The following is a 250-nucleotide window of genomic DNA, read 5'->3' on the forward strand; positions in this document are numbered from 1 at the left end:
CAGACGATCAGGTCGATGAGCCGGTCGGTTGGCACCCGGTCGGCCCCGGCCAGGACCAGCCGGCGCAGCGCGGTCTGTAGACCCCGATTCTCCCGGACCGGGGGATGCGCGAGGAGGCCGTACACCTCGCGCACCGCCTCAACCTGCTCTCGCCCAAGGATCGTCGGTCGCTTCTCGTCGAAGGTGGGCAGCGCCGACAGTGACGCCGTCGGCCCCAAACCCTGGGGAAAGTCGTCGTCCGGTGGGCAGC

The 250-nt window shown here is 70.4% G+C and carries 1 pseudogene; it reads right to left on the reverse strand.

What is annotated here, in order from left to right:
- Nucleotides 1-250: pseudogene (locus ACLQ24_RS30660) on the reverse strand (hypothetical protein); the annotation flags it as partial.

The organism is Micromonospora sp. DT4, from assembly GCF_049841675.1.
Lineage (GTDB): Bacteria > Actinomycetota > Actinomycetes > Mycobacteriales > Micromonosporaceae > Micromonospora.